This is a genomic window from Vibrio sp. SCSIO 43136, from assembly GCF_023716565.1.
In the GTDB taxonomy this organism is placed as follows: domain Bacteria; phylum Pseudomonadota; class Gammaproteobacteria; order Enterobacterales; family Vibrionaceae; genus Vibrio.
Window position 1 is genome coordinate 1,865,125 of record NZ_CP071848.1, and the last position, 23,293, is coordinate 1,888,417.

Consider the following 23,293-nt stretch of genomic DNA (forward strand, 5'->3'; position numbering starts at 1 on the left):
CACTCATGCTCTCGCCCTGGCTAAACTACTTGTTCAGACTCAACGTATATAACCGAGATTCCGCAGCCAATTTAAGAATAAACCGCTTCATATAAAACACCCAGTAATTTGAGTAGTCGGGTTTGGTGATCTTGAATACCCGTTATGAAGCTTTGGTCACCGAACTCGAGTGTGTCGATACCTTCAAATTTCAGGAATACCCAGCGTGCTGTTGGTTTCGTTGTTGTCTTGTTCTTCACCATGCTCGGGAAAAATGCTTCTGTCTTGGTTAGTTGCTCTCGGATCTTATGCTCTAAACAAGCGTAAACTAGAAGACTTAACGTCATGATCATCAGTAATGCCTCAATTCGTTGAGGCTTCTTTAGGAAGATTGATGACGTGAGGAACTCAGGGCTTTTCAAGAAGCGAAACCCACGCTCTACTTTTTGTTGAGATTTGTAATGATCGAGTAATGCAGCCATTGTTAGATCGGCACTGTCGGTGTCGTTGGTTGCGAGAATAAACATGCCCACTTTAAGCCTAGCCAGTTTAACCTTTTCTAAATCGGTATAAGGCGTAGCGTCAATTAAATAGTGATACCCGTTGGCTTTGCACCTTTCTTGGGGCGACCACGGTTAGCATAGATTGGCTCTTTGATGATGGTGGTTTGCGCAAAGCCAAGTAAATGACACTGATGAGCAAAGTCGTTCATGGCCTGCTCAGCATCCACTGCGCAAGCAAACTGTTTTTTCATTAGTTGGCCCAGTGCTTTCAGCTCTTTAGTGATATTTTTATCTAAGTTTTTGTAGAGAGTTGCTTCTTCTCGTTTAGTTGCTTGTTCACTATGAACCAACAACCATTTTTGAGCTACAGAGCCATAGTTAGCATCAACCCAGCAACCTAAATAGCACTGCCAATAGGTTGCAACTGCTTTGGTTGGAGGGCGAGTAGTGCTTCTTTAGCTGACTTGATAGTCATTGGGACACGAGTAATAAATTTCTGCTGTTGTTCATCCAGTAAGCGAATACTGTCTTCAGTATATAAAGCAGCATCAGCGATAAAGTAGCGGCTATTTTGAGCCGCCTTTAAACAATGAATGTGCTTCTTAGTGACTTCAGAAAATGCCTGAGCATCATTAGTGTTGCCACTGAGTGCCTGCATGTAAATAGGTAAGCCAGCTTGGTTTTCGCAAATCAGCTCTAGAACTACTTGGTATAGCTCTGGGCGGTGATCTCGGCTGTAACCTTTGACCAGTTTAATAGCATTGATATCTTCGTCTGGAGCATATTCACCATCGACGTGGAAGCTAGTGATATCAAGGTGGACAGAGTCCGTTTTAAGTTCAAGTTTATCAACAACATGCTCTGCAATCGCTTGGTAAAGTGCGGATACATCTGCGTCATACAACGCATCTAGCGTTCGTCCAAGTACATCCTCAGTTAAGTGGTGCGCTTCAATGTCTTTAGCAAGTAGCTTGGCAATTGGCTTCGTTTCGAAAAAGTCAGAGAACATATGCAGCGTTCTACTGTGAAAGCCAAGTCCATTTAGGATCATTGCTAAGACGGCATCACCATGTGAGACGTTGTGTTCGGAGTGCTTAGGAATGATGCGGTCGATAATGGCTGGTAAACCGACTTCATGGCAGAAAGCCGCAATTAGCCCTAGGTGATCTAAACGTTTAATGACAGGTTGAGGAGCAGACATAATAATCGACCGTTAAATAACAGTAATAGTTCAAAACTGGGGATCTTGGTCAAGGGGTCTTCGTCACCAGTATCTACAAATGTTCACCAGATCACACTATTTAAAATCTGGAATGTGGTGCGGAATGACGGATATAATGCAAAAATCTTAGTATCAAAACTGAATCAATTTCTTGGGTGTTGCTATATTCACACTTCACTAATCGGCTGATTGGTTGCATCGAAAATCTATAGCCAATAGTTAATCAAATACATGTCAGAGCTTACTGTAGTACATTGGTACAATGCATCCTCTCTAGAGTGTCGTAGCCGTGCTTACTTTAGCCCGTTTACCTCAATTGGCTATGGACGAACTTGTGATATTTGAAAGCCATCGCTATACAACTATCTTCACAAGTACTCAAACGTACCTATTTTTCCAGGCCTGGCTAGATAGTGGCTGTAAAGAGATATCCCCATATTTGAAGCTCTTGGGGAGCAAGCTCAAATTCTCAAAGTTATAACATTATATATGAACTCCACTTTTGACATAGAGGTAGAAGCCGTTGCCCTTTAAGCACGAATTGTCTATGACCTTTTTTATGTCGCCGCCAAGTTTGGTCGAGAGGTAATGGACAGAGTTCAAGTCGCTCAAACCAACCGTTGAAGGTGACATAAATATACGGCGCTGGATCAAGCTCTTTAGTGGTCAACTAAAATTGGCCACAGTTTTGTAAGTTTCCCAGTAAAGTCTTTCCGACTCATTTGGTGTGAGACCGCCATTGTACTGATGCGGCCTGACTTGGCTGTAATATCTGATGATGTAGCCAACAATGCTGTTCCAGGCTTCCGTTAAGCTTCGATAGCCACAAGCTGGCACCCATTCTGTTTTTAGGCTTCTGAAGAAGCGTTCCATCGGGCTGTTATCCCAACAGTTTCCTCTACGCGATAAGCTTTGTTTAATCTGATAACGCCATAAAATCTGACGGAACTTACGGCTCGTGTAATGTGTTCCCTGATCGCTATGGAACATAACTCCTTTCGGCTTGCCACGGCTTTCATAAGCCATTTTTAAGGCTTTGACCGTCAACTGGCTATCGGGCGAAAAAGACATCGCCCAACCAATTGGTTTACGAGCAAACAAGTCCAGTACAACGGCTAGATAAGCCCAGCGGTTTCCCGTCCAGACATAAGTCACATCACCAACCCACACCTGATTTGGAGCCGTAACAGCGAACTGGCGCTCAAGGTGATTCGGGATCTCCACATGCTCGGGAGACGGTTTCTTATATCGGTGCTTCGGTAGCTGTCGACTCACTATCCCAAGCTTTTTCATGATTTTAGTTGCTCGATAGCGACTCAAATTAACGCCAGCATTAGTTACGATGCCAGCAATCGTTCGAGCCCCAGCAGAGCCGTTGCTAGCACTATGAGCCTCTTGTACAAGCGCTCGAGTTTGAACTTCTAATGCAGGAATCGCTCTTGGTCGTCGCTTCCAATACTTATAACTACTTCGATGGATGCCGAAGACATTGCAAAGCGTTGTGATGCTGTAGCTCTGTTTGAGTCGGTCAATTATCGAGAATTTTTCAGTGAGTCCGACATCAACAGAGCTGTAGCCTTTTTTATGATTTCATTGTGCTCTTCAAGCTCAGCGATCCGTTTCTTTAACTCTCGAATTTCAATCTGTTCTGGCGTTAACGGTGAGGCCTTTGGGGTAATGCCTTTCCGTTCTTGTTTGAGTTGCCTTACCCACTTATCCATAGCTGACTTGCTCACATTCATAGCTTTGGCAGCTTCATCAACGGAGTAGCCTTGTTCAACAACCAGTTGAGCTGCTTCAAGTTTGAATTCTGGACTGAAGGTTCTTCTCGTACGTTTTGTCATAGTTCCACCTCTTGTGTACGAGGTGCATCTTAACACCTCTAATCAGGTGGCCAAATTCACTATGCCACTACACTCTCACAATTGATACTTCTGAAAATGAAATAGAATTTAGACACTAGACAGCAACAAAGCTATCTGGATGAATTACATGCTATAAGTGGGCGTTGTTGACTAAATCAGTTGAACCTTTGCGAACTCCTGTAGTTGGTAGATTAGTGGTGATATGAGCAATGACAAAATAAAGATAACTAACTATCCTGAGTACAATATGGCTACCTATTAACGAGGATCCATAACATTCTGGATAGATGATTCAGCAATTGATGCATGGTGTTGCAAAACATATGGCAACCGTGGTCGAGGTTTTCAGTATACTGATATTGCGATTGAAGCAGCCTTAATGATTAAGGAAATATACTCACTATCACTACGTGTTCTTCTGGAATTTATTGACTCTATTTTTAAGTTAATGGGTGTCCTTTTAAGTTCTCTCAATTACACCAGCATAAGTAAGCGTTTAAAGACGGTTCAGGTTAAATATCGGAACAAGCCATAGGGGCAGTTCGCTTCATAGCTATTGCCTAGATTAGCCTTGTAAACCTAGGCGATAGCGAGGTTTTACCGACATTGCTCAATCCACTACGCAGAAAATTTCATGCGATGTCGACCCAAGGCGCTTACGATACCAAATAGTGTCATTAGATACATTGTAACAACGCAGCCACACCACTGATCATACATTGAAAAAGTACTGCGTATCGGGAGGATAGTCATCCAAGAGTTCAAGCGGTTGATGCCATCATAAGTGATACTTTGGTTCAATGAAAAGTTGAGTTTTAATAATACAACGTTCAAGTTGATGAAGTGCTAGCGAATGTCAAAATAATGAACAAAGTCCTAGGGCTAAGTGCGCCTAATAGTTGCTAGCAGGTAGATCTTATAAGGGAGCTTTGGTACCTCGACTCGGTAGAGTAAACCAAAGACCACGGGAAGATATGGTGGCAACAAGTTTGAGGAAGCATTATAAATCACTCATAAGTATTGGCAGGAAAACCTAACCTTTCTTTCATGCGATAATGGCTACATCTCCGTATGACTTAAATACATGTTTCTTGGAGAGGATAAATAACAAGATCAACCTAATCAACAAAATAGGCTATGGTGTAACGATTCAAACATGCTCTAACAGTTACCCATTTTGATACGGTGCCTGTTAGCTTAAATCTAGCCTTTGTAAAAGCTCCGGAAACATTCACCCTCTAGTTAGGGTTAAACTGACCTTCAGTGGGCAGCTGGGTAAGAAGCTCTATTCCGCCATGCTCTTTGTCAGCCACTTTGTAAAGAACATTCTCACACTCTATTATTCAAGCAGATATTGCTGAAAATACGAGTGATTAGCCGCGCAAATCAAACATTTAATGCAACTGATTTCACTAGTGACACGAAAAATCCCCGAAGGAGAGTTCAGGAATGGTCGATTTACTGGCAAGCCACTACACATGCCGCTATAATTCCCGCCTTGTTCTTTCGAGGTTAAAAAATGCACAGCGATATTACTCCTATCAACCAATATCCTAAATACTGGGCAGAGTGCTAAGGCATTTTTCAACAACCCCCCGTCATTACTGGCGTTAGTCGTAAGGCACTGATAAACAAGCAACTTGAATTATTCTCTATTCTTCTCTATTCGTATTTATCTTTGTCCCAATTTTGCCCCAATCCGCATTTTTTGCCCCGCAAATGCCCCGAATTTGCCCCAAGTGACAGGCACTAAAAAACCGCCCGAAGGCGGCTTTAGTTTTTTAACTTCTAGGCGGTTTGGACCTCATCGATAATGTAACCAGAGACTCTCTGGAGTAAGCCTTCACTATGCTCTTTAGATGGATCAATTAGAGTGATTAACTCAAGAAGATCCTGTCCAACTTGAGAGATACTGTTCATACAAACAGTATTGTTTTTATCCATACCATTGCTACTATTCATAGCGTTTCCTTTACTTAGTGAAACTACCTGCGATAGCGTTGTTTTGAACGGGAACGCTATCGCAGCCCGCTGAGATTTATACCACATCGAATTTGAATTCCATAACGGGCAAAGCCACCCATTTAAATGGAATTTAGTCTAATTTCTGCTTATCTCGATGCCATTTATTACACTCCTGTATATCACTTCGTGAAATAATCATTTCATTGCTGTTTGCATTTAGTTAAAACGCAATAGTACTGTTGCGCAAAAACCAGTGATTATAGGAGTTTTAGGGAAAAGTAAGATTCACGCACCACCCCAACGTAAGTTGTAACTTTTAATATTATTATTTTGACACTCGTCACACTTCTGAAGACTTACAATTTTATCAAATTGATTCTCAAATTGATGATAAATGACACGAAGCTATATATTAGCCACTTTGTATACATCATACTAAGTACTACAGTTTTCTATAAGCAACTGAATGTATGGCGAAAATAGCGACTACTGATTCTATTGTAAACACCATGCCAGAATATGGTCTCTTTCTTGCCACAAATACCTAAAATCAGTCCCATTGAGGTGGTTAAATGAAGCAAGATGATGTAATCAATGTGATTAAAGACCGACGAAATAGAGCAAATTTAACTCAGAAAGAGCTTGCGAATCTGTCTGGCATGGATCGAAAAACATATCAAAGAATAGAGTCTGGAAAGGTTGATTTGAGGTTTAGTCAATATAGAGGGATTATCAACGCACTTGGGGTAAGCGATCTTGATATAACTTTAGATAGAATTGGTATAACCGGGGCTTCAGATCTTGATGTTGCAGCAGCGGCCAGACTGCTTTCACCTACTAGCCGCTTAAAATTGGTGGAGTTTATCATTGAAGAGTATAGAGCGAGAGATGACTAACTAGAAACCTGCTGCTCTTTTTTGTACTGAGCAATCCGCTGTTTAAACTCATCCACCAGCGATGCAGGAACTCGAATTACTTCTGTCTTCTCCCGCTTCTTTCTGCCAGAGCCTTGGCGTCTGCCACCCTGACCAAAGTTACCTGAGTCTATATCGAGTATTGATAACTGCTGTTGTTTCTTACTCATATCCCTATCTGATTTTTGAAAGTTGTTACAGTTTTCAAGCTTTAGGAGGCTCTGGTTTATACATCCAGTGGGTAGGAAGAGGCTTACCAGGCCAAGTAGAACCGTTTATCGAAGTCCACTCACCACGGAAGAACGTGTAAAACACTATCCTTTCACCGTACTTAATAGGCGTCTCTAGGTAAGCAATCACCTCAACACCATAATGACCGCACTCTGGTAACTCGTCCTCTACGCTTTTCCAATCCATGAAAAATCCCCTAATCTTCTAGTTCTTCAACATACTCAGAAAGACACACAAACCACCCGTGCTCTTCATCACATAGTTTCTGGGCCTGTTCTCGCGTATAAGTAGCGAAATACCAATTGGTATCATCTTCATTAATTAGATGAGAATACAGCTTGTGAAGCGCTTCTTTTGCTTCTTCAACATTTTCACAATCACCAAAATCATGATCACCGTTTGCTGCGTGCAGAAATATAAACTGTTCTGGTGCAGTGTCTTTCAACTTGTAAGTTGGCATGAAAAAAATCCCATTATTGTTTAAACGTGTAGTTTTCCGATGTATTCGCCCAAGTCACACTCAGGAACGTAACGCTCATCAACATCGATATCGGCATGAGCCAGATCACCAGCATCCATCTCTTCTAGCTCTTCTTTCAGCTTACTTTTTACCTCTTCTTCCGTTCGGTAGTAAGTAGCCATTCCAAAGATATCCAGGCGATAGATCTTCACTTTCTCTTCTTTCTCAATGCTGTCGAGCTTACGAGTTATATTGCGCTTTAGATCGTTAAGCTGCTCAGTGGTTAAGTCACTGACGCTAATGGCCTTTGATATCTCATCGTAGGTCATCAAAAAAATCCCCTTAAAGTTATTCGGCCACTTTCCAAGTTGCATTCCATATTGGCGGCAACCCAGTAACGGTCTTGTCTGTATTTAGTCTAACTTGTGTTCCATGCCACATAGCACGAACTGAGCAGTGCTTCGAAAGCCAGCAACGAGTCACCAAAGGCTCATCATGCTTGGCTGGCCCACCTTCAACATAGATGACTACACGATACCCTAGCAGCACATGAAGAATCTTTTTGAGCATGAAAATCCCCTATTAGTTAGTCTGAATCGCCATCTTCAAATTCGATGAAATGATCACCATCAATGTTGTGCTTAATCACTACATCAACACTCTCTGAAAATCCTTGCTCAATTGGAGTGTCATCTGATAGCTCGGCCAGTACAGCCTTTAGCTCTCCAACTGTAGCTGCGTTTTTGAAACGTTCACCGTTAGCAAATTTCATTGAAAAAATCCCCTTTAAGTTAAGCCGCTGCTGTGGCTTGATATTGTTCGGCGTGCCAGCGAGTCAAACTAGTGCATTTACATACACTTGATGATGTACTGCCACGAGTATGAAATAAGGTGTTATCATCACTATGACGCAAGTAAGCAATAAAGTACCCATCGTCCATGCTGCGTGTTCCTTCCCACCCTGCCCTATATCCCTGCGAAACAAATCCTTCACCTAAATCTTCTGGGTTGAATGCATCAAACAACACCAAGTCACGGCCATGCCATATTGATGGAAGCCATTCAAAGCATTCTGAACGAGCACAAAGCAGACCTTGATAGCGCTGAACCCAAGGCGGGGTGATGGCAACCGGCTGATTGCCTGCTGAACCTGATGACCCTATTTCTGTAAATGCATCACCAGGGTAAAGCACCTCACTACAAGCCAGTTCATACGGTTCGCAACGAATAGCTGCTACGTCAACCGGCGACAGTTTCAATAAGAAGCATGTTTCCATTTCTGACAGGGTCGAAAGGGCCATGAAAAATCCCCTTAAAAATTGAAGCTAATGCTTATGAACGATAACAACCAAAGGATTGACTCTATTGCAGCCCACCCCATAACAGCGATTACTAAGATCATCGTATTTGCAAAGCCTGTTTCCATGATAAAAAATCCACTCTTAGTAAGCTGCGCCAGCTTCGTCTGGGTCTTGCCACCCTGACTGAACCGCCGCTTGAATTGGTCGATGGCCTTCGGCAAGCATTGCCTTGTACTCATCATAAGTTTCATCGATGCCCGGGTAATAGCAGTCCTGGCACCATCGAGAACCGTACACCTGAACCTCTTTTTTACAGCGCAGACACTTTCCCTGGCTCATGAAAAAATCCCCTAATCTTGTTGGTGCAACTTCTGTTGCTCTTTTAATGCGCCATCGATGCCGAGCTTCTTCATTCTTTTCATCAAATGGCACAAACGTGCATGGTTATATAGAGAACTTAATTCTCTGATGATTAGATCTTTGCCTATCACCACTGCCGAGAACAAAGCAAACACGCTAATCGCTAGCAGAACGGCAAAGATTGTGAATACTCCTGACCAGTAAATAGCAGTCTCTATCACTATGAAAAATCCCCAATAAGTTAGGCGGCACTCTGGCCGCCTAGTAGTTAATTACTTAGTTGGTTGAACAGCCATTGGAATGCCGTAGGCACGTAGGTCTGTTTCACCAATTACGGTATGAGGAACGTTACCACGGGAGTTCTTGTAAAGAACACCTTCGTTCTCTAGTCGCTGACGTTCCAAGATCGCAGGTGTAAGCGACTCTGTTAGCTCAAGGTTAGCATCGGCCAGAAGTTTAAGCGCCTCCGCTTCTGCTTGCGCTTGAAGTCGGATAGCTTCCGCTTTACCAGTCGCCACATCGATAGCAGCTTGCTTGCGAGCATCAGCATCTTGCTTAATGCGGTATGCCTCAGCATCAGCCGCCTCTTTCTTCTTGTTTGCCTCACCAATCGCATGTTGACGCTTAATCTCAGCCTCGGTGGCAGCTCGTCGTTCTTCTGACTTCTTAGCTTCCTCTTGCTGGATGCGCTCTTGTGTAGCAAGGATTTGCTTGGCAATACGAGGGTCAAACTCAATATCTTGTACAAGCACCTCTTGGATCTCTACGCCAGTACCATCAAGCGACTCAATCAATCGAGAGCGAGCACTGTCTTGCATTGTCTCTACATTGGCATCGATAGCCAAAGAGCGGCTATCTGGAAGCTTACGACCTTCACTACGAACGATAGATCGCATGTACTGTCGCAACGTCTTATCAATGAACTGTTCCGCAGTACCGTACTCCTTACGGATGTAAGATGCCTTGTTCTCATCAATGTTGTAGATAACCGTCACGTTACCAGTTGAATTAAAGCGATCTTGAGTTGGAATGTTAAGCCCATTGATCTCGTATTTATCGGTACGAATAGACATTAGATCTAGCGTCTTTAACGGGTTAACTAAGTGAAAACCTTCAGTAAGAACCTCATCCTGAACCTTACCAAATAGCGACTGAGTTTTAACGTGACCAGCCGGAACCGTGGTCCAAGTATTAAAGCCAAGGTAGACGGCAAGCGCCGCACTAATGCCAGTAGCAATGAGCTTCTTAGGGTTTGTCATATCCATTATATTTCGGTCCTTATCAATGTTTACCGTGTAAACAATATTACTAGATTCATGTTTACCGTGTAAACAGATTTAAGCAAAATTTTGATTACACGGTAAACTGTATTACCATGACCTAAAATCATTATCATCAGTACCAATGGCGCAGGACAAAGAAGAACGTAAAAAGGCGATAGCTAAGGCTCGTAAAGCCCACCATGCAAGCATGATCGCCGATAAAAAGCGTGTCGATGCCTATGTTGATCAATCAACAAAGGACGGTCTCAAGCAGCTAAAATCTATGTTTGGTGATGTCAAGAATGAAGGGCAAGCTATCGATAAAGCCGTACAGCTCGCCCTTGAGTCACTTCGCAAAGATAGATAGTTAGTAAGCCAACTCGCTTGCTTCGATAATGTCTTTATCGCTCACATCGATATACATCAACGTAACCTGCTCATCCGCATGACCTAAAGCCTTTGAGATTACTTTCAAAGGTACTCGTCTTCTACTCATCGTTGTCGCCCAGCTACGGCGGCCAGTGTGAGAACTCGCTCCTTTTAAGCCACACTTATTGAAGATGGTTCTAATCACTAGCTCTAACGAATCGCAACTGTAGTAAATGATCGGTGTGCCATCTAACAACTTTCTATTTTTGGCTTTGAGTCCGTATGGTCTGCCACGGTTGCAGTACAAGACTTTGCTATCAGGATTAAAGCCTTGGTATTCATCAGACGAACTCAATCCCCACCTCTTAGTTTTGCGGTGATCTAGCCACTCTTGGAGCATTTGCTTTGTTTGATCGGAGAACCAAATGATTCTTGCTCGCTTCCCTTTGCAGATATCAGCTCGCATCGATATCTCGGTGCGCAGTTCTCCGCTCCGGTGCATCACATCACGGATAGTAATTTGAGCTACTTCGGTTACTCGCAGCGTAGAGAACGAGAGTGATAAAGCGGCTCGCTTCAATTGGTGATGAGGCATCAACAAACAGCGATTAAGAACTTTATTGAGTTGTCGTGGTGTGAGTGATTTGGCTTGTGCCATGTGCGTTTTTTCCTTGATTAGACCGAAAAAACACACACAACCATTTTGAGGGTGTTGTTTATCATAACACCCCGTTATTACTGACTTCTAGGGAAATCGGGGAAAGCCAGCACAAAACCAATTTTATGATGGCATATAGGAGCTACCTAATTACACCTCCGTTCTCTTCTAGTTGGACACCAGATGGCTGATTACCATTTTTCATGATAATGCCCCCATTTGCATGCAGCCCGTTGGTAGGATTTGTAAGCGAAGAGCCATTGTTTTGAGATACCACTGTTGCCCCTCTTCCTGTGAGTATTGCCGATTGGCCTTTGTTAAAATCTGTGTTTCTGCAGTACCCAATTACCGACTCAAAATTTACACCAACTTGACCACTATTGTTGTTATTGCATTCGATAGCACAACCCTCTACATCAGAGGGTTTATCTAGTACTATTCCACCAGACTTTAGCTTCAGGTACTTCCATCTAATATCCGATCGAAGGGGACACTTGATAAAAAAGTTCCCGGTAGTAAGTAGGCCAGCCGTTTTATTTGGACTAAGTCCATTTTCTGAAGCTATACCCTCCATATTTACCACCATTTCTTGATAAAACTCTGGGATGACTAGGTTTGTGTCTGAACCAAAATCTTTTGTATCCAGAAATTTTACGGTTAATCCGCTCTGACAAATTGGCAATTGGTTCAGTACAGCCAGCAAATTGTTTAAGTTGCTCATATTGAATGCGTTTTGTGCGGAGGAGCCGTCATAGTTTCCTGCACCAACCGAAGATACATAAAATGTCTTTTTTCCGACGATCCTTGATGCGTACTCGTCTCCATCTATAGTGTTGCCTGAGCACCCCCCTAGAAAACCATTGTATCCCCATTGGCAATTCTGAGATGTTGTAAACCACAATGACCCTCTTAGTCCCTGTGTGGTTCTCTTGATGGTGTTTCCTGTTAAGTTTGGCTTATCTGCATTTTGGGTCTTTTCAAACATAGGAATGGCAGTTTGCGTCGTTCCATGAGAGAAAACATTTATTTCTGAAATGCAGTTGCCAATCATAGATGTATTGCCATCAAGACTGCTAAATCTAAACGCAGCTCGATTGAAGTTACTACGTATCCCGTACCTAACATCGCAATCATGCATTGAGGCCTGCTTCCCTGAAAGATCGACACATTTTGACGGGTAAAAATCAGGGTTGTTTGCCGTAAAGTTAGCACCAGATAGTTCGCATGTTTCATTTGCTGATGCTGATACAAACATAATAGTGTCTGTAGCTGAATTGGTATCCAATTGCCTAAACCGCCACCCAGTCACCGTCGGGCCCCTTACTATTGAATTAATGATTTTCTTATCAATGTTTGCAATCAGTATAGGATTAGAATCTTTCCTTTGATTTCCTGGTGTTTGGTCGTCAAAAAGGTAACCTCTGTTTTCTGAATAAGATGTGTGGGCTATCCTTGCTGAACTGGTAATTACGTCTCCATATATATCATGAAGAGTAGGACCAATATCTTGAAGCGCTTCTGCGGATAACAAATCATCGGTACTTTCATGACCGATAATTTCAACCCCATTACCACTATGGAGATCTATACCATGCCTGACATTTCTACTCGTTTTAACACCCAGAATGACGCCGTTTTTCGTTTTTAGCTTGCTAGCGGATGTTAATCTGCCGATAACAAGGCCGTAGCCCGTGCCACCATCAATATAGTTCGTCGGTGTCCTCACTTTGCTCGTTGGGTTTCCTTCGCTATCGATTGAGTCAAATACTTGAAGTCCATTCTGTTCATGTACCCCTCCCTCAATACGATAGCCATCTACCGCTTGCAAACTAAACCCAGTTGCCCGGTTAAATCGAGACTCGCACTGTATCAGTTTTAGGTTTTTGTTGTACTTGACCTCACCATCTTCATTAGTAAATAAAACTGCACCACTTTGTGAGTTAAAACCTTCAATGCTAACGTGGTTAAATACAATGTTCTCGGTGCCAGTAATGCGCATGGCAAATATTCTGCCAAAATCTGTGCGGTCATAGGTCCCATCTGCCTTTAGTCTTCCAAGGTTAAAAATGTCCTTTTCTTTTGAATCGGAAACCACAGATAAGTGTTCAAATGTTATATTCTTAAGGTTTTTTATTTTCAAGCCATAACAAGAATCTGCTGGGTTTTGATTTTCACTAACAAGCAAATTAGAGATTCCGACACCAAGGCCCCAAATTTTTGTGTCTGAGACTAAGTTAACCTCTGCCGTAGTCTTTGGCTTAACTGTCGCTGTGCCTGGACCAATAACTATTGAGCCTCCCAACTTTGCTGCTTCAACAAATGCAAGAGTGTCATCATGCGCTGGGTCTGTTAAGTTTCCACCAAAATCTTCTAGTGCAATCGCTGAGGTAGGAGTGAAGTCTTGAATGCTATTGCTTGAATTACTGGTTCTCTTCCACCATGTAATGCCAGATGAAACTACATCACCTACTCTAGCCTCTATCGGGTTACCAGCAACCATGTTTTCTACAGCCGTTTTACCTTGAGATGCTTTGTACACAATATCTGTATATATAGATATTGCAGATGCTATGTTTCCCACATCCCCCTTCTTCACCGGCCCATAAATCACCTTCTGATTCTTATCCCTAACCAACACCGAGTACCCGATCTTCTCCGAGAATAGCTCTAGCAACCTCCCGTTCTGATCTACAAAGAACCCGCTCGCATTTGTCCGTACTGGTTGGGCTACATCGATGACGGTGCCGGATTCGTCTTTGGCTTGTACTTTGATTGGGTTTATTACTGGGTCGCCGTCTAGTTCTCCGAACCAGAAGTAGCCGTTTGATACTGGTTGGGCTCGGCCTGTTACTTTTGATGGGTCTATTTGCTGGCCGGATAGTGGGTTTAATAGATTACTTGCCATATCACTTCTCTCGGTATGGTGAAAAATTGGTACAAAAAAGCCCTCGCAGTGGAGGGCTTGGTGGTTGTCTGTGTTAGGGGCACAAAAAAGCCCTCACGATGGAGGGCTAGTTGTTGTGTCTGGGTGCTGCTATGCCATTGCTAACGCAAAGGCATTCATAAAGGCGTCTCTACGCACTAGGGCGTATTCTGGCATGCAGAGCTTAATCATGTTGTTTAGCTTTTGAGGATCGTCAAATGGGACTACGCCCTCGTTTTCTTTTATCACTTGGCTTGCGACTACCTCACCACCATCTATGGTGATTAGGATCTTCGCTCGGTTAAGTGCTGCGCCAAGTGAGGGGCTGACTTCGGTAGCCTTTTTGGTTAGCTGCTTTTCCATCTCATTAAAGGCGTTGATGTAGCGTTCTTTGATTTCTGCAGCTCGTTTGCCTGTGAAGCCCATGACCAAGAACATGAAGCCGTCTTTGGTCATTTGGTAAGCCTGATACATTTGGTTGTTTTGTTCGTGCTCGTAGTGATAAGCCAAGAAGTTCGTTTGTTTGAACTCTTGAGAGCAATGAAGCGTCCTGATCTTCTCTAGAACTCGATCATGGGGTTTCCCGAAAAAGTGGGAGACCCATTTAGAGTCAGTTACGAGGTCGTTAGATTTAGAAAGAAATACAAGATCAGATGTTTTTGCAGATGCAATGGTGCTAGCTAGTGTAGTCATGTGAGTTCCTTTTGAATATGTGGAGCTCACCACTAAGGTGCGAAACTTATGGTGGTGAACTGGACAAGGTTCGCACTACCGCTCAAAAGGAAACGGCCGACCGAAGTCGCCTCATCCAGTCCACCATTATCATGCGAACACCCCTCAATTTTGAGGGCTGCCAATTTGCATGGGTAAACTGAATAAGGTTGGAACTACCGCTCTATCAGAACACGGCCAGCCGAAGCTGCCTAAATCAGTTCACCACAATTCTTTAGATGTGCTGAATCATACGCATAAAAAAACCAGCAAAAAGCTGGCGGAATGCGCCTTTTGAACAAAAACGGGGTGCGAATCCCGACATTGGATTTTGCCAATGCCCCATTAACATACTGGCTTGAATTGCTTGTTGTCAATAGAGTTTTGGCGTGTGTTGGTTGTATGCTGATCAAATAACCAGTTTTCGTTCTGGGTGATTGCGGGTATTCTATAAATATTCGATATAATACCTTAACCATCTGATTATGAAAAAACTGTTACTCATCATGCTTGCATGTACCTCTTTCTCCATTTGCTCTGAAGAAAAAAGATGGTCATCTGGAGAGGACGGCATGTCTGTTGCTATGTCTGACAATAACATTTACGCCGTAACTCTTACCAATAAGCACATATCATTTATTCACTTATTGCAACAATGCTCCCCTGGCCGCTCTAAAATCGTTGTAAATAAGCAGGCAATAAAAATAAAACAAAAGTTCATTGCTGGTTTTGATTCATGCCAAATATATCCAGCAACACCCGAGGGTGGAAAATTTCTCCTTAAAACGTTCATCAACGAAAAAAGCGTTAAAGTACTAGGTGACTCAGTGACAACCGAAGGGTTTTCTAAAGCACTTAAAGAAGTGATTGAAATCAAAGAGGCGATCTAATGAATAAACTGCTTGTATTATTGGCAACTGTATTTATTGGTGCTTGCGGTACGCTAGATGACCGAACCATTCTCATCAATGCAGGGGATGCGAAGCAAACCGTTATTGATCACCTCGGAGTACCTTTTGATAGGCAGTTTCAAGGTGACTTAGAAGCTTGGCAGTACTGTGTATCTGGTGCAGGGTTCGGCTACAACGACCACAAAATCGTATGGTTCCACAATGGCGTGGTTTCTGGAATCTCGACATACAGCACCACCGCATCTGGATGCGAGAGTTCTGCTCGTGAAATCCGTTGGAAAGAGGCTCCCTACTATACTGGTTCGGTAACCCACATCACAGATTAAGAGCAGCTCTCACACACATTACAAGAACACCAAGAGTGTGACTCTATTCAGAGTACTCTTGGTACTTTCCTTCCAGCCAATTTCGCAAGCCAACACGTATCATTGGGCCAGACTCTTCAGGGAATGCTTCCACAAAGTCTTTAAACTTCTGATTACGCATAATTTTCTTCTCAAGCTTCTCATTGCCAGAGCGAGCAAGCTTGACGATATCATTTGCAAATTGAGGGTCAGTTAGAATCTTAAGTGCTTTAGCTTTAGGATCCTTTCTGACTTTATTAACTCCCATAACAACGATATCGCCAAGAGTTGCAAATCCAACTTTTGCTATGAGCTTAAATGCATTCTCCATTCTTTGTTTCTGCATTGATTGCGCTTCTGACAAACGGCCAGTTTTAATCTCATTAGCCATAGCTTTGCGCATACCATCAGCTCGCTTCCCAAGAGCATTTAGCATGGTTCGCATTTCAGGATCGATATTTTTGTATATCCTATTTTTCAATGCTGGGTCTCTACTAATACCCTTAAACCAATCATCAAAACCAGCAATTGACAGTTGCTTCTCTTTGCCACTCCTCATCGTGAACACATCATTCAACGCAGATGTTACCGCTTGCTTTCTATCTTTCGGATCTAAGGCACCTAGTAGCTTGTCGAAGTCTTTCACTTTATTCTGACTCATTGCACGCATAGACTTTCCAAGCGCCGGAATAAAGTCGTTGGTGAGCTCCTGACCAAAAGCTATTACTGCGTTTTCCTCTAGTTTTTTACGCTTTGAGACTAGCTCTTTGGCTGCTTTCCACTCCCCCGAAAGTGCTGGCGCAGCGCTCTCCTGAGCCTGAGTTAGCAGATCATAGTACTTGCTCAACTCGTAGCTAGTTGCATCCTTATATCTGCCTTGCTTGCTGCCTATCGCAGCACCAACCTCTTTTCTAATTTTGTCTATAGAGTAATAGGTAACATCATTGCCACTAGAGGGGTTTATAACAGCATTAATTCTTCTCTCCAGTGGGGAGAGTTGCCCACGCTCACCGCCAAGTTTCGTAATTTCCTCAGAAATAACCTCTCTTAATGGACTTACATCGACAGGTGATGTTGGCGGTATCGCTTCTCCAAGTTTATCGTAGGCATCATCAGCTTTCTTACCTAGATCTTGGATAGTGCTTTTTGCATTAGTTATTAGTTCTTGATTTAATGTCGCTTGCTGAGTTGTACCGCCAAAGCGCTCTATTAATTCATCCGCCTTATGGCTTAACTCAGAAATAGCTCTATCTTCAACCTCTCTGAGAGGAGAGCCAGGTACTGATTTAAGAATTTGCTCCTCGGCAATAAACTTCGGTGAAGTAGATGCATGTGACGCTAGTCCTGGTTCGTTTAATCCAAGAGTTTTACCCGCTTCAACATAGCTTGCATCTGGCTTCGATAATGCAGCAAGTCGCTCCTGATCACCTTTCTTGATTGCGTCAATAATCTGGTCTGAAAGGTCATCAGCTTCTTTCGCATTTAAGTTGGGGTTGTTCTGTGCCAATTGCCTCCGGATCTCATTTTCAGTTGCACCAACTGTCTGAGAATTTCCTGAATTCAGCCCGCTAATCCACTGTGAAACTTTTGCGCCTGCGCTACCTAAAGCCGTATCTAAAGCTACATTTCCTAGATCAAATCCGCCGCCAGTTCCTGCAATGCCACCCTCAATTAACCCACTTGAAGCCCCAGCAACTGCACCTTCAGTTACAGTGCTACCTTTAGTTAACTTAGCTTTTGCTCCTAACTTTGCTATGTGACGGTTAAGAGCTGGGAACAATAGTGGAGATAGACGACTCAATAAAATAAAAGTACCCACTTGGGCGCCAGCCGTCGCCAAATCATTGGGACCAATACCAGGAGCATTAACAGAGTAATCTTCGTTGCTGGGCATATTAGCGATCCAGTTACCTTTTGAATCTTGGCTAAAAGTTGCCTCGGGGTAATTTTCCTTGATGATCCTCATTTTTCGCTCATCATCGCCTGTATATAAAGAACCAAATGATGTTCTAAATGAAGCACCTGACAAGCTGTTGAACTCTGGAGAGTTTTCCATTGGTTCAAGTGATTCCATTTCTGGCGTCATTCGGTCTGAGCCTGTCACGGTGTCTCTAGCACGCTCCCACCATGGGCGGTTCTCTAATCGCCTTTTTTCTTCTCCCTCTGCTTGAGCTCGCTTAAAGTCCGCTACAATAGGGTTACTTGGTGCAACTTGAGGCTCACTTTCTACCGGGACAGCCGGAGGATTACCTGCATTTTGTTTTTTTTGCTCCCAGTCAGCAAGAATGTCATTTACTGCCATCATTCACCCCCCGTCAAAGTACGCCATGCATCGACTATTTCACCATCTTTATAGCCTTGAGAACGGTAAACCTCTCTGAACTGATAAAAGAACATAGGTCGATTTGTATCTGGGTCTCTCACTACCTCAGATAGCATAGGCGTATTTTTTTTGAATTCATTCCATGCTCTTTCAGCTCCTTTCAGTGTTCCGTTATCCTCTAAGTAATCCTCGAAAAAATTAGCATGCTCTATTTTTCGATACGCAAGTGCTTCGGCTGAATCACGAATAAATTCGTTAGCTTCGCTTGTTTTATCTAAGCTATTGACCGTTTCCTCAATTCGTTCAGCATCAGTATCAGTCTGAGGCCCTTTTTGAGTTGCCATAATGTTAAGCATCTGCCTTTTAGCAACAGCATTGAGCTTTTCAGTATCACTAACATTTACACCAGTAATCTTTTCACCATCTCCACCAAGAAAATTAATAGCTCTAGCAAATTTGGCTTTCATCTCAGTGCCAAACCCTGTCTCAATGTCAATTGCTCGAAGTTGCTTGATTGATTCAAGCTCATCTTCAGCAGCATATGCGGCTTCTTGGAGTTTTTCTAAATGGCTAACTCGATTCTTTGCCAAAGCTTCTTGCTCTACAACCCTGCCTTTTTCGGCAAGATTTACCTGAACTTGGGGTTTATCTGCACTACGAGTTACACCTTCTGCGGTCGGCACTTCAACGATCTGACCTTCGGTTTCATTTAATGCTGTAGTTCTGCCTTCTTCATCAGTTCGAAGGCCTGAAAATTTTGCTGCTTTCGGCTGTTGTGCCGCATATTGCTTTAAGTAACCCTCTCCTTTGTCACCGAGGCCGCCCAACATCATTAACGCACCTTTCTCAAAGTTATCATCAGTTTGTTCAAGTGACTTAAGAAGCGTTTGTGGATCACCACCCGCTTTCCTGATCTGCTCTGCTCCCTGCTCAATAATCTGCGTCCGATTTGTTGGGTCGATTAGCGCACTGGCAAGCGTTCCTGCCATAATGTCTTTCGTCATATCAGAACGATAGCCAATCTGCTTATTCAGTATCTCTCCAAGCTCTTTATTCTTAACCGAAAATTCAGCAATTTGTTGGGTGGTACCACTTCTCAACAATTCAACCATCTTGTCCTGCAATTGCTCTTGCTTGGCTAATTGCTGCTGCTCTTTCTCTCGCTGCTGACTTAATTGAAAAAGCTGCGATGACTGCAAAGCTGTTTGTAATGGGCTTACGCTACTTAACGCCCCTGAGTAATCATGTGCCATTAGAATAACCCCGCCATTTTTCCACCTAAGTAGGTACCCATTCCTGTGTTGATAGCGTCCCCCCACGATTTACCAGAAGTTAATTGACCTCCAGCGAGAGCACTACCCCTATTTATGCCCCCTTTAAAAGCGAGTTCTGTTAACGTATTCCCTGCTTGGTTAGTTGCGGATGCGTTCGCACCTGTAGCATTTAGACCTACGTTGACTAGGTTATTTAAGCTATTCATCCGATTAGCTAAAAAGCTTTGCCCAAGCACTGGTGAAATAGATCCAACATCGTTGCTTGTTGCCGTTGACCCCATTCCACCAGTTGCCTCACTGGAAGCTAATGCATCTCGTCCAGCTTGCTCTTGCATCATGGCGTATTCTGGACCTCGATAATATGATGATAATGACTCAGACGGATTGCGAATGAGCTTCATCATTTCAGACAACCCCTCCTGCCCAGCCATAGCAAACGGTGCCCATTGCTGGCGTTGTTCTGCCAACGCTTTTTGTTGAGCAGCTGTAGCCTCTCGCTGCGCCTGCAATGTAGCGTCAGCCTCAGTCTTTGCGGCTCGCTTTGCCGCATTGCTTCCGATTGCCCCAGATGCGACTGTAGCGGCTGATATTGCAACTAATCCCCAAGACATAATCTAGCCCTCTCTACTAATTCAAGGATTTCGTTTTGCTCCTCGGTTTCAACAATCACTTCTTTCTCAATTTCTTCAAGGTCAGTACTTTTAGTTACATGCAAGGTTTGCCATATAGTATCTTCATGACAAAGAACCACCTTTTGAACACCAGCTTCACTAATAAATGTATGAGGTGCTTCTATTTCCTTGGTTTCATCTACTGTGAATACCGTGCACTTACCTTTGAGAATTACGTTAAAGTGCTGGGTTCCGTGTACCTTACCTACAATCAATGTCCCTTTTGGCATAAGGATTTCACGCAGATAACAACCGTCCGCAAACCTATGTGTTACTGGGCACTCTTGCTCAACAAAATCACCGCTAACTAGGTTGTTTGCCATTGATCTGGCTAATGCGGTTATCTTCTGCGAGCGATCTTCTCGCCCATCTTTTGCTTCTGTTAATTCCGTCATTCTGTCACCTGTGTTGAAGCAGCCATTTGCTTGGCGTTCTGCTGGCCTGCAAGGATGGCGTTTACTTTGGTTACTAGTTCGTTGTGGGCAGCGCCTAGGGTTTTCACTGCATCCACTACTGATTGAGCGTGGGTTTGGTCGTAGTCTGCAGGGGCGTTCTGGAGCGTGATTGATACCTGGTTAATGTCGGCTATGTGTGCCGCTAGGTTTACCACTCCGCCAGATGTTGGTTGGCAGTAGTCTTGGGTGCCTACGATATTGCCTGTGGCTCCGTGGGTACTTTCGGTACCAATATGGTTGGTGATTGCCTGCCCGTTCGCTGCAATGCTTTGAGCATTGGTGGTGATAGCCTCGGTGTGTTGAGCAAGCTTTTGCTCATTGCTTTCAGAAAGCGCCAACGCTCTGTTTGCCAAAGCGTTGGCATTCTTAATTGCCTCGCCTAGTGCTTCGATTCGCTTATCCTGCTCTTCATCTGACTTTTTCAGGGCCTCAATCAGGTCACTATGGTCATTTACCTCAGCAACGGTATCTTGCAGGCCATTGGTCTTATTCTGGTAGTCCAGCTTAAGCTCCATCGGCCAGTTTTCTGGGTAAACGCTGAAATGTAGTTGGGTATCTTCAATTTGAATTTTCATGGGGTATCCACACTAAAGCCTGACAAGTGCACAGGCTGTTTTGAAACAACACGGAGCTTAAAGCCAATGCTTTTCTCTACCGCACCTAGGGAGCCAAGGATTACTTTGTTGGTGAAGTCCAATGGCGTGTTATACGTGACGTAGTGCTCTTTGCCGTAGGTTCTGCCATCGAGCGTGGCACTAATCATCATGGATTGGGCGACGTTGGTGTGCCCGTAGATAGAATCAAACTTGAGGCGGTGAAGCGGTACCTTGCCGTATCCATCGTTAACCTGGATATATGGCGTATAGAGGATGTGCTCGGCGTTCTCGCCGTATTGGCTGGCTACTGCGTCAGTGAGTAGACCAACGTTGCCGCCTTGTTTGTCTCCTATGGTTAGGCCTTTCTTTTGGTTGTAGAGAATGTGCCGTCCTCGATACGGGCCATCTCCAACCACGCTAGATTTCAGGGTTATCCAGACGTTCTGGGAAAGGTCTAGCACTAGGGTTTCGTTGGGTAGGTGGACAAACAGGAGGTTGTGGTTATCCATCATGACGGTTTCTAGCAGTACATCTTGTAGCTCTGACTCTTTGTATTGAGCAATCACCCTATCGACCGTTGAAGTGGATATCTTCTGGTAGTTGCCCGGAGAGACCATCATCACCATTAGCGTGCCGCCTTTGGTGCTTCCAAGCGCTGCGAATGACTTCTCAACTTCACAAACTGCATGTGTGGCCACAACACCCACTTCCGTCACCATCGACTGTTCAGGCACATAAAGATTGCTTGAGTTACCAGTTAAGCGGAAGAACTCGATCGAGTTACGGCCAAAGACAACCACGTAGTTATTCCAAGAACGGATAGCTTTGTTGTCGTCGGAGTCGTGTTCTGGGCTGTAGAACGGTGCGCCATAGTCTGGTCTTTGCTCTGGTGAAGTGGTTTTACTTCCCATAGAGCCGATGGTTAATGCAGTACAACCAAAGCGGCGTTTGTTAATCCAAACATAGCGGCCTTTGTGTCGGTCTACATCGATGACGTCACTCAAATCAAAAGCGGTTGCCGGTGACTTAAATGGCTCCGATTGTTTGTGGTAGTCGTCCCAGCTGCCAACCAAGCGGCCAGCGGTTACGCCAGATTCATCTTGGCTGTTGTCGATAACTTTGGTGGTTGGGGTTGCTGGTTTATTGCCTTCTTCCTGTTTGATTGATTTGGTCATTGGGTAGATGCGAAATATCGATGCATCTACGTGGTCGAACAGTTGCAGGTCAGTGATTTGAGCGGTAGAGATACCGGTGACCTCTGCCGATTTCTGCGTTGCTCGGATAAGTTCGATTGGGTAAGCGTACTTCTCCAGAGAACTGACTCGGATCGAGTTTTCGCCCGCAACAGCTGTCTGGATTTCAATGTCCTGCGTTTCTTTGTCGGTGATGCGGTGGTAGAACTTCTTATCTGATGCCTTGTAGTAGATACCGCAAAACTTATTGTCCGTACGTTTGGATGAGATAATGAACTCATCTGCAGTTGGGAGCGTTTTGTAGTAAACCGTGGCGTTGACGTTAAACCCGTTGCTTGGTTTCCATGCTGGGATAGTGATGTAAGAGCCAGATTTAACGGTAAAGATGAAATCTGGGTAACTGACGTAGTTCTCGCCCTCTGTCCAGTTGGTGAGCTCTGTGAGCTTTCCATCACGCCAGTATTTCACTTTTCCACCATCAACAAAGCAGACGGATTTAGCAGAGTGGCAAATGCTTGTGAGTTTACCGCCAGAGACTGTGGCAACCTGCGCACCATCTTCTACCAGCTTATTGCCAAGAACTCGGTACTCTTTACCTGTTAGGCTGTTGTACTGCGCTCCGTAGCTAATACCTGCAGAAACATAATCAAGCTCGATACCTTTGAATGATCGCAGGTAACCGTTAGCGTTTTCTGTTTGTGCCGGCACGGGGAGCATATTCACAGGTAGCGCATCGTCGTAACGAGCGTTTACTGTGGTTTTGCTGCCTTTCATAAGTGGCAGTGAGATAGGTGGCATGGTTG

General features: G+C 43.9%; 25 protein-coding genes and 2 pseudogenes. 5 read left to right on the forward strand and 22 right to left on the reverse strand.

What is annotated here, in order from left to right; genetic code table 11:
- Positions 1-71: 71 nt before the first annotated feature.
- Positions 72-1,683 (reverse strand): annotated as a pseudogene (locus J4N39_RS08670) (IS1634 family transposase).
- 687 nt (positions 1,684-2,370) lie between these two features.
- A protein-coding gene (locus J4N39_RS08675; protein WP_252018134.1) for an IS3 family transposase occupies positions 2,371-3,548 on the reverse strand; the annotation gives its coding sequence in 2 pieces (ribosomal slippage) (positions 2,371-3,281 and positions 3,281-3,548; 1,179 coding nt in all).
- A 223-nt stretch (positions 3,549-3,771) separates the two neighbouring features.
- Between J4N39_RS08675 and J4N39_RS08680 the strand changes: the two are divergent.
- Positions 3,772-4,475 (forward strand): annotated as a pseudogene (locus J4N39_RS08680) (transposase).
- Positions 4,476-5,357: 882 nt separating this feature from the next.
- Here J4N39_RS08680 and J4N39_RS08685 read toward each other — a convergent pair.
- On the reverse strand, positions 5,358-5,531 hold the full coding sequence (locus J4N39_RS08685; protein WP_252018136.1) for a hypothetical protein: 174 nt from the start codon (positions 5,529-5,531) through the stop codon (positions 5,358-5,360).
- Between the two features lie 575 nt (positions 5,532-6,106).
- Here J4N39_RS08685 and J4N39_RS08690 point away from each other — a divergent pair.
- The gene (locus J4N39_RS08690; protein ID WP_252018148.1) at positions 6,107-6,430 is read left to right on the forward strand and encodes a helix-turn-helix transcriptional regulator; all 324 of its coding nucleotides are present in this window, start codon (positions 6,107-6,109) and stop codon (positions 6,428-6,430) included.
- Here J4N39_RS08690 and J4N39_RS08695 read toward each other — a convergent pair.
- The 10 genes from J4N39_RS08695 to J4N39_RS08740 form a co-directional block, all read right to left on the reverse strand.
- Positions 6,427-6,618 carry a hypothetical protein gene (locus J4N39_RS08695; RefSeq protein ID WP_252018150.1) on the reverse strand — a complete coding sequence of 64 codons (192 nt, stop codon included), beginning with the start codon at positions 6,616-6,618 and terminating at the stop codon, positions 6,427-6,429. The two genes, J4N39_RS08690 and J4N39_RS08695, sit on opposite strands and share 4 nt — an antisense overlap.
- A gap of 34 nt (positions 6,619-6,652) precedes the next feature.
- On the reverse strand, positions 6,653-6,865 hold the full coding sequence (locus J4N39_RS08700; RefSeq protein ID WP_252018152.1) for a DUF551 domain-containing protein: 213 nt from the start codon (positions 6,863-6,865) through the stop codon (positions 6,653-6,655).
- A 10-nt stretch (positions 6,866-6,875) separates the two neighbouring features.
- Positions 6,876-7,139, reverse strand: coding sequence for a hypothetical protein (locus J4N39_RS08705; protein WP_252018154.1), 264 nt, complete (start codon positions 7,137-7,139; stop codon positions 6,876-6,878).
- 20 nt (positions 7,140-7,159) lie between these two features.
- On the reverse strand, positions 7,160-7,471 hold the full coding sequence (locus J4N39_RS08710) for a hypothetical protein (protein WP_252018156.1): 312 nt from the start codon (positions 7,469-7,471) through the stop codon (positions 7,160-7,162).
- Positions 7,472-7,487: 16 nt separating this feature from the next.
- Positions 7,488-7,709 carry a hypothetical protein gene (locus J4N39_RS08715; RefSeq protein WP_252018158.1) on the reverse strand — a complete coding sequence of 74 codons (222 nt, stop codon included), beginning with the start codon at positions 7,707-7,709 and terminating at the stop codon, positions 7,488-7,490.
- Between the two features lie 16 nt (positions 7,710-7,725).
- Complete coding sequence (locus J4N39_RS08720; protein ID WP_252018160.1) at positions 7,726-7,911, reverse strand: hypothetical protein; 186 nt, start codon at positions 7,909-7,911, stop codon at positions 7,726-7,728.
- Between the two features lie 19 nt (positions 7,912-7,930).
- Positions 7,931-8,440, reverse strand: coding sequence for a hypothetical protein (locus J4N39_RS08725; RefSeq protein ID WP_252018162.1), 510 nt, complete (start codon positions 8,438-8,440; stop codon positions 7,931-7,933).
- A gap of 141 nt (positions 8,441-8,581) precedes the next feature.
- The gene (locus tag J4N39_RS08730) at positions 8,582-8,779 is read right to left on the reverse strand and encodes a hypothetical protein (protein WP_252018164.1); all 198 of its coding nucleotides are present in this window, start codon (positions 8,777-8,779) and stop codon (positions 8,582-8,584) included.
- 11 nt (positions 8,780-8,790) lie between these two features.
- Positions 8,791-9,021, reverse strand: coding sequence for a hypothetical protein (locus tag J4N39_RS08735; protein WP_252018166.1), 231 nt, complete (start codon positions 9,019-9,021; stop codon positions 8,791-8,793).
- 51 nt (positions 9,022-9,072) lie between these two features.
- The gene (locus J4N39_RS08740) at positions 9,073-10,065 is read right to left on the reverse strand and encodes an SPFH domain-containing protein (RefSeq protein WP_252018168.1); all 993 of its coding nucleotides are present in this window, start codon (positions 10,063-10,065) and stop codon (positions 9,073-9,075) included.
- Positions 10,066-10,204: 139 nt separating this feature from the next.
- On the opposite strand from J4N39_RS08740, the gene J4N39_RS08745 reads away from it, so the two are divergent.
- Positions 10,205-10,429 (forward strand): hypothetical protein, encoded by a 225-nt coding sequence (locus J4N39_RS08745; protein WP_252018170.1) that lies wholly within the window; start codon positions 10,205-10,207, stop codon positions 10,427-10,429.
- Here the strand turns inward: J4N39_RS08745 and J4N39_RS08750 are convergent, their stop codons facing one another.
- The 3 genes from J4N39_RS08750 to J4N39_RS08760 form a co-directional block, all read right to left on the reverse strand.
- Positions 10,430-11,089 carry a tyrosine-type recombinase/integrase gene (locus J4N39_RS08750; protein ID WP_252018172.1) on the reverse strand — a complete coding sequence of 220 codons (660 nt, stop codon included), beginning with the start codon at positions 11,087-11,089 and terminating at the stop codon, positions 10,430-10,432.
- A 142-nt stretch (positions 11,090-11,231) separates the two neighbouring features.
- Positions 11,232-13,994, reverse strand: coding sequence for a phage tailspike protein (locus J4N39_RS08755; protein WP_252018184.1), 2,763 nt, complete (start codon positions 13,992-13,994; stop codon positions 11,232-11,234).
- 129 nt (positions 13,995-14,123) lie between these two features.
- Complete coding sequence (locus J4N39_RS08760) at positions 14,124-14,705, reverse strand: Rha family transcriptional regulator (protein WP_252018186.1); 582 nt, start codon at positions 14,703-14,705, stop codon at positions 14,124-14,126.
- 503 nt (positions 14,706-15,208) lie between these two features.
- On the opposite strand from J4N39_RS08760, the gene J4N39_RS08765 reads away from it, so the two are divergent.
- Together J4N39_RS08765 and J4N39_RS08770 are read left to right on the forward strand one after the other, a co-directional pair.
- Positions 15,209-15,613, forward strand: coding sequence for a hypothetical protein (locus J4N39_RS08765; RefSeq protein WP_252018188.1), 405 nt, complete (start codon positions 15,209-15,211; stop codon positions 15,611-15,613).
- Complete coding sequence (locus tag J4N39_RS08770) at positions 15,613-15,960, forward strand: hypothetical protein (protein ID WP_252018190.1); 348 nt, start codon at positions 15,613-15,615, stop codon at positions 15,958-15,960. Before J4N39_RS08765 ends, J4N39_RS08770 begins: the two co-directional genes overlap by 1 nt.
- Positions 15,961-16,003: 43 nt before the next feature.
- Here J4N39_RS08770 and J4N39_RS08775 read toward each other — a convergent pair whose 3' ends face one another.
- The 6 genes from J4N39_RS08775 to J4N39_RS08800 are packed head-to-tail and all read right to left on the reverse strand — an operon-like array spanning position 16,004 to position 23,288.
- Positions 16,004-18,283, reverse strand: a complete 2,280-nt coding sequence (locus tag J4N39_RS08775) for a hypothetical protein (protein ID WP_252018192.1) — start codon at positions 18,281-18,283, stop codon at positions 16,004-16,006.
- Positions 18,280-19,554 (reverse strand): hypothetical protein, encoded by a 1,275-nt coding sequence (locus J4N39_RS08780; protein ID WP_252018194.1) that lies wholly within the window; start codon positions 19,552-19,554, stop codon positions 18,280-18,282. The genes J4N39_RS08775 and J4N39_RS08780 overlap by 4 nt, the downstream gene beginning before the upstream one ends.
- Positions 19,554-20,186, reverse strand: a complete 633-nt coding sequence (locus J4N39_RS08785; RefSeq protein ID WP_252018197.1) for a P22-gp17 family phage DNA ejection protein — start codon at positions 20,184-20,186, stop codon at positions 19,554-19,556. The genes J4N39_RS08780 and J4N39_RS08785 overlap by 1 nt, the downstream gene beginning before the upstream one ends.
- Positions 20,171-20,641, reverse strand: coding sequence for a hypothetical protein (locus tag J4N39_RS08790; protein ID WP_252018199.1), 471 nt, complete (start codon positions 20,639-20,641; stop codon positions 20,171-20,173). Before J4N39_RS08790 ends, J4N39_RS08785 begins: the two co-directional genes overlap by 16 nt.
- Complete coding sequence (locus tag J4N39_RS08795) at positions 20,638-21,276, reverse strand: hypothetical protein (protein WP_252018202.1); 639 nt, start codon at positions 21,274-21,276, stop codon at positions 20,638-20,640. The genes J4N39_RS08790 and J4N39_RS08795 overlap by 4 nt, the downstream gene beginning before the upstream one ends.
- On the reverse strand, positions 21,273-23,288 hold the full coding sequence (locus J4N39_RS08800; protein ID WP_252018204.1) for a packaged DNA stabilization protein: 2,016 nt from the start codon (positions 23,286-23,288) through the stop codon (positions 21,273-21,275). Before J4N39_RS08800 ends, J4N39_RS08795 begins: the two co-directional genes overlap by 4 nt.
- Positions 23,289-23,293: the final 5 nt, after the last annotated feature.

Bases quoted from the DNA above. Each gene is read 5' to 3' on its own strand.
- J4N39_RS08745 (WP_252018170.1), top strand. From the start codon at position 10,205: ATGGCGCAGGACAAAGAAGAACGTAAAAAGGCGATAGCTAAGGCTCGT.
- J4N39_RS08715 (WP_252018158.1), bottom strand. From the start codon at position 7,709: ATGCTCAAAAAGATTCTTCATGTGCTGCTAGGGTATCGTGTAGTCATC.
- J4N39_RS08720 (WP_252018160.1), bottom strand. From the start codon at position 7,911: ATGAAATTTGCTAACGGTGAACGTTTCAAAAACGCAGCTACAGTTGGA.
- J4N39_RS08750 (WP_252018172.1), bottom strand. From the start codon at position 11,089: ATGGCACAAGCCAAATCACTCACACCACGACAACTCAATAAAGTTCTT.
- J4N39_RS08725 (WP_252018162.1), bottom strand. From the start codon at position 8,440: ATGGCCCTTTCGACCCTGTCAGAAATGGAAACATGCTTCTTATTGAAA.
- J4N39_RS08785 (WP_252018197.1), bottom strand. From the start codon at position 20,186: ATGTCTTGGGGATTAGTTGCAATATCAGCCGCTACAGTCGCATCTGGG.
- J4N39_RS08690 (WP_252018148.1), top strand. From the start codon at position 6,107: ATGAAGCAAGATGATGTAATCAATGTGATTAAAGACCGACGAAATAGA.
- J4N39_RS08755 (WP_252018184.1), bottom strand. From the start codon at position 13,994: ATGGCAAGTAATCTATTAAACCCACTATCCGGCCAGCAAATAGACCCA.
- J4N39_RS08775 (WP_252018192.1), bottom strand. From the start codon at position 18,283: ATGATGGCAGTAAATGACATTCTTGCTGACTGGGAGCAAAAAAAACAA.
- J4N39_RS08705 (WP_252018154.1), bottom strand. From the start codon at position 7,139: ATGCCAACTTACAAGTTGAAAGACACTGCACCAGAACAGTTTATATTT.
- J4N39_RS08765 (WP_252018188.1), top strand. From the start codon at position 15,209: ATGAAAAAACTGTTACTCATCATGCTTGCATGTACCTCTTTCTCCATT.
- J4N39_RS08695 (WP_252018150.1), bottom strand. From the start codon at position 6,618: ATGAGTAAGAAACAACAGCAGTTATCAATACTCGATATAGACTCAGGT.
- J4N39_RS08685 (WP_252018136.1), bottom strand. From the start codon at position 5,531: ATGAATAGTAGCAATGGTATGGATAAAAACAATACTGTTTGTATGAAC.
- J4N39_RS08795 (WP_252018202.1), bottom strand. From the start codon at position 21,276: ATGAAAATTCAAATTGAAGATACCCAACTACATTTCAGCGTTTACCCA.
- J4N39_RS08780 (WP_252018194.1), bottom strand. From the start codon at position 19,554: ATGGCACATGATTACTCAGGGGCGTTAAGTAGCGTAAGCCCATTACAA.
- J4N39_RS08760 (WP_252018186.1), bottom strand. From the start codon at position 14,705: ATGACTACACTAGCTAGCACCATTGCATCTGCAAAAACATCTGATCTT.
- J4N39_RS08700 (WP_252018152.1), bottom strand. From the start codon at position 6,865: ATGGATTGGAAAAGCGTAGAGGACGAGTTACCAGAGTGCGGTCATTAT.
- J4N39_RS08770 (WP_252018190.1), top strand. From the start codon at position 15,613: ATGAATAAACTGCTTGTATTATTGGCAACTGTATTTATTGGTGCTTGC.
- J4N39_RS08790 (WP_252018199.1), bottom strand. From the start codon at position 20,641: ATGACGGAATTAACAGAAGCAAAAGATGGGCGAGAAGATCGCTCGCAG.
- J4N39_RS08740 (WP_252018168.1), bottom strand. From the start codon at position 10,065: ATGGATATGACAAACCCTAAGAAGCTCATTGCTACTGGCATTAGTGCG.
- J4N39_RS08800 (WP_252018204.1), bottom strand. From the start codon at position 23,288: ATGCCACCTATCTCACTGCCACTTATGAAAGGCAGCAAAACCACAGTA.
- J4N39_RS08730 (WP_252018164.1), bottom strand. From the start codon at position 8,779: ATGAGCCAGGGAAAGTGTCTGCGCTGTAAAAAAGAGGTTCAGGTGTAC.